Here is a 9,408-nt window from a genome sequence, read left to right on the forward strand (position 1 = left end):
GAAAGGAGACTAGAAATGCCATTAGTTATTCTTGCATTAGGAATTATTTTACTATTTTTCCTAATCGTAAAAGTAAAGATGAATAGCTTTTTATCATTGCTATTGGTCTGTGTATTATTAGCCTTTGGAGAAGGATTGCCGCTTGACAAAATTTTCCCAACCATCCAAAAAGGCTTAGGAGCTACCTTAGGTGGTTTAACAATCGTAGTAGGCTTTGGCGCTATTTTAGGTAAATTGATGGCCGATAGCGGTGGAGCGCAACGTATTGCAACTACATTGATCAACATGTTTGGTCGTAATAATGTAAGATGGGCTGTATGTTTAACTGGATTTATTGTAGGTATTGCTTTATTCTATGAAATTGGTTTCGTCTTATTGATTCCTTTGATCTTTACCATTGCTAAATCTGCGGATATTCCATTGTTAGAAGTAGGTATGCCAATGGTAGCAGCCTTATCTGTGACACATGGTTTCTTGCCTCCACATCCAGGTCCAACAGCGATTTCTGTATTATTTAATGCAGACATTGGATTAACGTTGGTGTATGGCATTTTAATCGGTATTCCTACAGTTATTTTGGCAGGTCCATTATTGTATAATACTGTGAAAGATATTAAAACAGATATCCCTGAAGGTCTTCATAATGATAAGGTATTTACAGAAGAGGAAATGCCATCCTTTGGAGTATCTATCTTTACAGCATTAGTACCAGTTATCTTGATGGCCGCTACAGCTATTGGTAAAATGATGAATCTACCAAAAACATCTACCATTATGGTCATTCTTAACTTCATTGGTGATCCTTCTGTAGCGTTGACAATTTCTATTATTATTGCTTTCTATACATTTGGCTTCGCTCGTGGCAAATCTATGAAAGATATTATGGCTACTTCTGAAAAAGCGATTTTAACAGTAGCTATGATTCTATTTGTTGTAGGGGCTGGTGGAGCACTAAAACAAGTATTGATCGATAGCGGTGTGGGTACCTATATCGGTGAACTAGTGATGCAAGTGAATGTATCTCCATTAGTATTAGCTTGGTTAATTGCTGTGGTGATTCGTATTGCTGTTGGCTCTGCTACAGTGGCAGCTATGACAGCTGGCGGCATTGTGGCGCCGTTAATTCCATTAACAGGTGTAAGCCCTGAATTGATGGTAATTGCAGTAGGTGCTGGTTCTGTATTCTTTAGCCCACCAAATGACCCAGGATTCTGGTTATTTAAAGAGTTTTTCGGATTATCTGTCAAACAAACATTACGCTCTTGGTGTATGGTAGAAACAGTGATTGCCGTATGTGGATTAATTGGTGTAGAAATCATTAATTTATTCTTATAATTACAATCATGAGATGACAAGTAAATAGATAACAAAAATAGAGGAACATCGATAGTCATATATCAATGCCCTCTATTTTTATATATGTATTAGTAGTGTGTTCGTATACGTAGATAGCAAAAATACCCCAACCTGATGCAGTAGGGTGGGGTATATTTAATAAACAATTTTAAGTCTAATCAGTGAACACTTAGATTACCAGTAGAACTGCATGATCCAATGCAAGATAGGGATACCCAATACATTGATTAATACAGTAGCTGTAATTGGAACAACTAGGAAAGCTTTTACAGATTTTCTGTAGCGACCACCGAGGGTAGCGATGGTTGCTACCGTGTTTGGTGTGATACCTAAGCCGTGGCCAAGGAGGGCGGCGCCGATGACAACGCCGTCGTAATCTTTACATAGCACAGGGAATACGATGAATCGTGTAAACAGAATAATCGCAATGACTTGTACCACAAGAATCACAAGCATGGGTCCTGTAAGCGCACGTAATGCGATGACAGGTACGCTCATGAACACAGTAGTTAAGAAGATAGTAATACTAATTTGACTAAATAAGGTAATAGCTTTAGAATTGATGAACGTTTGGCCCATGGCAACGCCACCATTACGAATAGCAATGGCCAATAACATGGATACAATGAACGTAGGAATGTGCAAACCGAAGGTATCTAATAAGTAGTGGGAACCGCCGATGCCGATGCTGACACAGATTAGAACCAACAATAAGTTGACGATAATCCCAACCGGTGTCGGTGCTGGTGAATCTGGTGGAGGAGGTGCTGTTTCATAGCGATTGAACTTTTCGATTAAATATTGTCCCATAGGACCGCCGATGAACACACCAATAATGGTAGTGAATGCAATGATACCATGTGCCACAGTTTCACCATTTAAGGCATTCCCTAAGTCATGACCTAAGGCGGACACAAAGTTGTAGCTGCTTTCAAGAGATAAAGAGCCTAATAAAATAGCATAGTGTTTGTCTAATCCAAATAGACTAGCTAGTCCTAAGCCAATGCTGATTTGCATAATCACAAGCAAAGTACTCATGCCCCAGTAGCGAGGGATTGCTTTTAACGAAGATGTACAAATTTGCACGGGCGCTACTAGCCCCATAGTGGCGAAGAATGCCACCATAGCAGGAACGAGAACAGCCTTGTCCAGAGTAATGAGTATAAGACCAGAAATTTGTAGTAGAAATACAATTATTGCTACAGTTAAACCACCAATAGCAGGCACTGGGATAGCCCAACGATGCAAGATGTTAATGTGCTTGTGCATAAAGGTTCCCAGTAAAAAGGAAAACAGTGAGAGTATGACCGTTTCTACGGCGCCAAGATGTAATTGTAGCATGTACGACGATGCCATGAAATGCCTCCTAACTTTAGGTAGAAAAGACTATGATGGTGCAGTAGTGCGCATAGGATTCACTTGCACCAAAATCATAGTGAGATAGTCTGAAATAATACCCTCCTATTATACAACTAAACATCTAATATGTAAAAGCTATCCATTAGAAATACATATCAATATTTCAACAGAATAGGCTAGTGTACTAGATATATACACATATACAGATACACATACAAACACAGATACACATATGTATTCATATACACATATAGACAAACCTATGTATACAGATATACATAGGTATACAGATATGCCGATAGAAACATAGAGAAAAGCGCACTGTCCACGAAGGATAGTGCGCTTTTATGAAAGATCAGGAAAGTATTATTATGAGTTTAACTTTCTGGTGTTTTAAGAGGACACCATAAACCTCGGCGGTAGTCGCGTATTCCAGAAAGGACAACGCGGAGTGCACGCTGTGCGTCAGCTTTTGAGAGGGGCGGTATTCCATCTAAGCGATAGGAAATGCCAAGACTTTCATATTTATTAACCCCCATGACGTGGTAAGGTAAGCAATCTACGGCTTTCAAATGTTTGAAGGCACCTAGAAAGAAACCAAGCCGATACCAGCGATCGCGATTATCTGTGATGGTTGGGACTACCACGTGGCGTACCCAAAAATCGGTACCCTGCTCGTCTATAAACTTAGCGAACTCTAGGACCGCATCATTAGGTTTGCCGGTTAGTGTTTCGTGTATAGAGGAATCGATCTCTTTCACATCAAGAATGACTAAATCCGTTACGTCAAGAAGCAGTTTGTACTCTCTAGCCTGTTCTTGTGTGTAGCAAATCCCGCTTGTATCTAAACAAGTATGAATTCCCTTTCCATGAAAGAAAGTAAAGAGTTCGATAATAAAAGGGAGTTGCAACAATGCTTCGCCACCAGTGACAGTAATGCCTCCGGTGATATAAAAGTCACGATTCCTTTCAAATTGTGTCCACACATCTGCCACAGTCATCTCTTGGGCATACGTAGAGGGATCCCAAGTATCTGGATTATGGCAATAGGCACATCGCAATGGGCAACCTTGGAGGAACAAGACAAATCGCATGCCTGGGCCATCAACAGTACCCATGGTCTCAATGGAATGAATACGACCTACCATAGTGCATTACATGGATTGATGGAATGTACGGGAGATCACTTCGTCTTGTTGAGCTTTTGTCAACTTGTTGAAATGAACAGCGTAACCAGAAACACGGATAGTCAATTGTGGATACAATTCAGGATGTTTTTGAGCATCTAATAATGTTTCACGATTGAATACGTTTACATTTAAATGGTGGCCGCCTTTTTTGCTGTACCCATCTAACAATTGTACTAAATTATCAACTTGTTGTTCGTTAGTCATATTTACTCCTTTTCTTCAGGGAAAGTAACATTTGGTTCACGGCAAGCTAGATTTTCACAACCATCAGCTAAGGCATGTTCAATATTGCCTAGGTCTAAGTCTAAATCTAAGTCGCCTAATGTAACCATAGACTCTCCGGATTTACCAAGAGAATCTGGAATAATAGAGAATGTATTAGAAATACCATCGCAACAATCACGCCATGGCATTTTAGCAACAGATGCTAGGGAAGAGATAGCCCCGTGTTCGTCACGACCATGCATAGGGTTGGCTCCTGGAGCAAATGGAATACCTGCCTTACGTCCGTCAGGAGTAGCACCAGTAGCATTACCATATACCACATTGGATGTAATGGTTAATAGTGACATAGTTGGTACGGATTGACGATAGGTTGGATGTTTACGAATTTTATTCATAAACCCAGATACTACCGTAGCCGCTAAATCATCTACACGATCATCATCATTACCATATTTAGGGAATTCGCCTTCAATTTCAAAATCAATAGCAATACCATTTTCATCACGTATAGGTTTTACTTTCGCATATTTAATAGCGGATAAAGAATCGGCTACTACGGAAAGTCCAGCAATACCTGTGGCAAACCAACGTGTTACCTTACGGTCATGCAATGCCATTTCCAATTTTTCATAGGCGTATTTGTCATGCATGTAATGAATGATATTTAAAGCATTCACATATACACCTGCTAACCATTCCGTCATATCTTCAAAGCGTTCCATGACTTCGTCGAAGTCAAGGTATTCTGAAGTAATAGAGCGGAATTTTGGACCTACTTGTTTTTTCAGCTTTTCATCTACGCCACCATTGATTGCGTATAGTAAGGCTTTCGCTAAGTTACAGCGAGCGCCAAAGAATTGCATTTCTTTACCAATACGCATAGGGGATACGCAGCAAGCGATGGCGTAATCATCGCCAGAATTTGGGCGCATGATTTCGTCGTTCTCATATTGAATGGAAGATGTTGCAATAGAGAGCTTCGCACAGAACTTTTTGAAACCTTCAGGAAGGGAAGGAGACCAGAGTACTGTTAAGTTTGGTTCAGGAGCAGGACCAAGGTTTTGCAATGTATGTAGGACACGGAATGCCGTTTTAGACACTAATGTACGTCCGTCAGTGCCCATACCACCGATAGACTCAGTTGTCCATACAGGATCACCAGTAAATAAATTGTTGTATTCATGGATACGTGCAAAACGAACCATGCGCAATTTCATAATGAAGTGATCCACCATTTCTTGGATTTGTTCTTCTGTATATTTACCAGATTTCAAATCACGTTCTGCATAGATGTCTAAGAAAGTGGAGTTACGTCCGATGGACATAGCTGCACCGTTTTGTTCTTTGATAGCACCCAAATAGCCAAAGTATAGCCATTGGATAGCTTCTTTCACATCGGTAGCAGGTTTGGAGATATCAAATCCGTAGGACGCAGCCATTTCTTTTAACTCTTTTAAAGAACGGATTTGATCTCGAATTTCTTCGCGGTCACGAATGACATCTGGCATCATATCGCCCATGGTGATGTTGAATTGATCTTCTTTATTTTTGATCAAATAATCTACACCATATAAGGCTACACGGCGATAATCACCGATAATTCGGCCACGACTATACGCGTCAGGTAGGCCCGTAATAATGTGAGCGGAGCGAGCAGCTCGCATCTCAGGTGTATATACATCAAATACACCGTCATTGTGTGTCTTACGATGAGTTTTAAAGAATGCTTCAAGAGTTGGATCCATTTTGTAACCATACTCTTCGATAGCACTTTTAGCAGTTCGTAAACCACCATAAGGGAACATGGCACGTTTTAAAGGATAATCAGTTTGAAGACCAACGATTTGTTCATCTTCTTTAATAATATATCCAGGGGCATGCGCCGTAATATGAGTTGCTACATCAGTATCTGCATCAATAACAGAACCTTTTTGTCGTTCTTCCTCATATAAATCTAATACCCGTTGCCAAAGTCTAGTAGTTCGCTCTGTTGGACCTACTAGAAAAGAATCATCGCCTACATAAGGCACATAGTTTCGTTGGATAAAATCGCGTACGTCCACGGATTTATCCCATACACCTGTATTGAAGTCTTTCCATGCTTGTTGCATAATATACCTCCAAATACACATTAAAACGCAACCCATAGGGTTAACTTTATTGTAATCTATAACGATTATCATTACAATATAATTTTTGGCATAGGTTATATCGTTTTTGAAAGTACTGTATGAGTAAATGGTCAAACATTAAATAACGCTATATACAGGATGTAAGATATCTAATAAGGTATATTACAAAGTTGTATATAGCGTTACTTATAGTATAGATTTATATTTTTAAAATTAAGAAATATACTCACTTTTTAGTGTGGTGATATAGAACTCTCTCTTTAATGATATGGTAAGTACGTGAGAAATACGGTTTTAATTGGCTTTCACTTAGGTCAGTACCAAAGGCACGTTCACTGATGAGGAATAGTGGCGGAGATTGGATGCGTTTTGCCACCGCTAAGCCGTTGAAAGATTTCCACCAGCGTTCGAGGTCGTTGATAAACTGCTCTGTGGATGTGAAATAGTGAGAAACCAGTTGTGGTAATCCTAATAGGTGCTCCAATGTGCCTTTCTCATAGGCACACAAGATATCCTCAGGGGTCAAGCGCTGATGAGGTAGTGTATGAGGCGTGCCTTCCACAAAGGCACGGAATAGGCAGTCGTGGTATTCATATTGCAATGGATCACCAAGACCTTGTGTCACATCCTGTGCGTCAGATAATTCAGCACTCGGTATCACATCGATGGACCCTTGAGGAATGACCTCCCGTTGAAAGATTGTTTCATTCATATAGCGAGCGAGAGCATACACATCCGTTTTCCATGCATCTCCCGTTGCGGCAAGGAAACCTGCCAAATCACCGTACATAGTAGCATAACCGACAGTGAACTCCGTTTTATTGCCATTGCACGTGAAAGCCCCGTTCACAGCGGACGCTACACCGGCTAAGATGCGAGACGAACGATCACGGGCTTGGATGTTTTCCTTGGCGAGGGTGGATAACTGTAAGAATGTGGTAGTTTCTAAGTCGGTATCTACATGAGTTTGCTCGGTACAGTATATAGTAGTTTGCTGCGATTCACATATAGTATCTGTAGTAGAATTGGAGATAGTAGAATCATCTACTGGTGTATGCTTATGTACATGACCAGAGGTCTTTAGAGGAAATTTTGTAAAAGTCTGACCTTCTAGTTGTGCAACCGTGGTATTCACACCTTCTTCAATAGGGAATATCCCATAATGACAGCCGATGTTCTGTGCTAATTGGTAGGCCAAATCTTTCGTCATATCTGAGTTGTAACGGCTTGGCATATTGACTAAGTATAAATTCTCTGGCGGTAATACCGTGCTGTACAAAGCAGCATTAAGGGCAGAGTCGATACCACCAGATGCACCAATGACAATCTTTTTAATCCCGGTTTGTGCTAAAAATTGACGAATACCGTATTGAAGGGCTTTGAATAGGGTAGGGATGTAGGTAGGAGTTGCATCCTGTATATGAGAATACTTTGTATGATATGTATCATTCTTATCATATGTATTATGTTCTGAGGAAAGTTGAAGTGCTGTGCTATCTTTGGAAATATCCCAGAGTTCAGAGTTAGTATGTGAAAGTGGTTGCCACAAGGTATCTTTTAATAATGTAGGGCGTACTGTATTTTCAAAAGCTGGTACTTCTTCCACAACAGAACCGTTCACATCATACAAAGTAGAACATCCATCATAAATGCAGATATTTTTGCCATTGTTTTGAATGCCTACATGATTTGCATAGGCAATCGGTGTGTTGTATCGTTTGGCTTGGGTTTTAAAAAGCACGTGGCGGTGTTCTTGCTTGTGAATAGTGTAAGGGGAGGAAGAACAATTCACGATTAAATTGATATGCTGGCCTTTCGCTTTTGCCGATTCCATCATAATATTTGTGGGGCAATCTGGGTAATGCGTATCCCAGCTATCTTCACAGATAACAGGAGCAATTGTGAAAGTCCGCTGACGAGTAGAAAGGGTGAGAGGCTGATTGATATCCGACAATGATAAATTGCGCTCTTTCGCCACTACATTGGCGCTAGTAAAATACCGTGGCTCGTTAAAGTATCGATAACATGGCAATAATGTTTTTATGGTAAACGGATACGGTTGTGACGGATTAGATACTAATTTACCTTTGGATGCTACATAAAGAGCATTATACTTGCGAAGACTACCGTCAAGATTGCGGAGGCTTTCATCAATACCTATATTGCCAAAGATAATCGTAAGGTTGGTGTTTGCTGTGGCTTTCACCAGTTCCTCACCGTAATAGAGACAATCCTTCACAAAGGGCACTTGGTCCCACAAGTCGCCAACCATGTAACCGCTGAGGCACAATTCTGGAAAGATAAGGATATCCGTGCTTACCGCCTTGGCATAGTCGATGGCATGCATCATAGATTGAAAGTTTGTAGCAGGCTCACCAGGGTGCACCTGAATTTGACCAAAAGCAATACGAATCATGGGGAACTCCTTTATAGTATAGATTAAAAGTGTTGATACTTGTTGAGTATATTATAGCATTTTATAGGGGATTTGTAGTGGGGAGATAGTGAACATGGATATGTATTTTATTTTATTCGAAGATTCACCATAACATTAAATAATTTATATTTATAAGTGAAAATAAGAAATGAAACTTGACGGAGTATTAGGTTGGATTTATCATGTAACCAAGCTACCCCTCACATCCGTAAGGTTTGATATATTTTGGTGGTAGGATCCTTTGTTTTTGAAATTTGCAAGTTATCTATGATATATGGTATTCTTGTGCTATAAATAAATCTCCGCCGATGTGATAAGAAATGGCTTAAATGACAATTTTGTGTGTCATGTTAGAAGTTCAGGTTGTGTATATGAGGACTTCGCCGATATTAGTGGCTTAAAAGCCGTAGTTATCATAATAATAGAGGGTAGGGATAAAAAATAATCCCCAGTACGGGGACGGAAACTCATGCACAAAATCTATTCCCATGTGTATCATTGCGTCTTTTGATAAAAAATAATCCCCAGTACGGGGACGGAAACAAATATAAACCTCCAATATAATGTCCAATGTTAACTTTTTGTGATAAAAAATAATCCCCAGTACGGGGACGGAAACTACTTGATGGGGTTGTTTTGTTAATCTCATTAAAAAATATCCATAAAAAAAATAAACCACAGTACTGGTACGGAAACACATAAGAATTTT

7 protein-coding genes are annotated in these 9,408 nt (G+C 39.9%); 1 reads left to right on the plus strand and 6 read right to left on the minus strand.

The features are described from left to right. Positions 1-15 precede the first annotated feature (15 nt). A complete protein-coding gene (locus EO119_RS05265) occupies positions 16-1,335 on the plus strand; it encodes a gluconate:H+ symporter (RefSeq protein ID WP_009353623.1) in 1,320 nt (439 codons plus the stop codon). 195 nt (positions 1,336-1,530) lie between these two features. On the opposite strand, the gene EO119_RS05270 is transcribed toward EO119_RS05265, so the two are convergent. From EO119_RS05270 to EO119_RS08160, 6 genes are all read right to left on the minus strand, one after another. Then, a complete protein-coding gene (locus EO119_RS05270) occupies positions 1,531-2,712 on the minus strand; it encodes a sodium/glutamate symporter (RefSeq protein WP_126940920.1) in 1,182 nt (393 codons plus the stop codon). Positions 2,713-3,092: 380 nt separating this feature from the next. Then, positions 3,093-3,863: a pyruvate formate-lyase-activating protein gene (gene pflA, locus EO119_RS05275; protein ID WP_126940921.1), complete on the minus strand. Its 771-nt coding sequence runs from the start codon at positions 3,861-3,863 to the stop codon at positions 3,093-3,095. Between the two features lie 6 nt (positions 3,864-3,869). Beyond that, positions 3,870-4,109 (minus strand): autonomous glycyl radical cofactor GrcA3, encoded by a 240-nt coding sequence (gene grcA3 / locus EO119_RS05280; RefSeq protein ID WP_126938357.1) that lies wholly within the window; start codon positions 4,107-4,109, stop codon positions 3,870-3,872. A gap of 2 nt (positions 4,110-4,111) precedes the next feature. Further along, complete coding sequence (gene pflB, locus EO119_RS05285) at positions 4,112-6,241, minus strand: formate C-acetyltransferase (protein ID WP_164725683.1); 2,130 nt, start codon at positions 6,239-6,241, stop codon at positions 4,112-4,114. Between the two features lie 247 nt (positions 6,242-6,488). Then, a complete protein-coding gene (locus EO119_RS05290; RefSeq protein WP_126940922.1) occupies positions 6,489-8,678 on the minus strand; it encodes a nitrilase-related carbon-nitrogen hydrolase in 2,190 nt (729 codons plus the stop codon). A 418-nt stretch (positions 8,679-9,096) separates the two neighbouring features. Next, positions 9,097-9,408, minus strand: a 312-nt coding sequence (locus EO119_RS08160) for a hypothetical protein (RefSeq protein ID WP_206168794.1), incomplete at its 5' end; no start/stop codon positions are given.

Source organism: Veillonella sp. CNR 79/14 (genome assembly GCF_003992185.1).
In the GTDB taxonomy this organism is placed as follows: Bacteria; Bacillota; Negativicutes; order Veillonellales; family Veillonellaceae; genus F0422.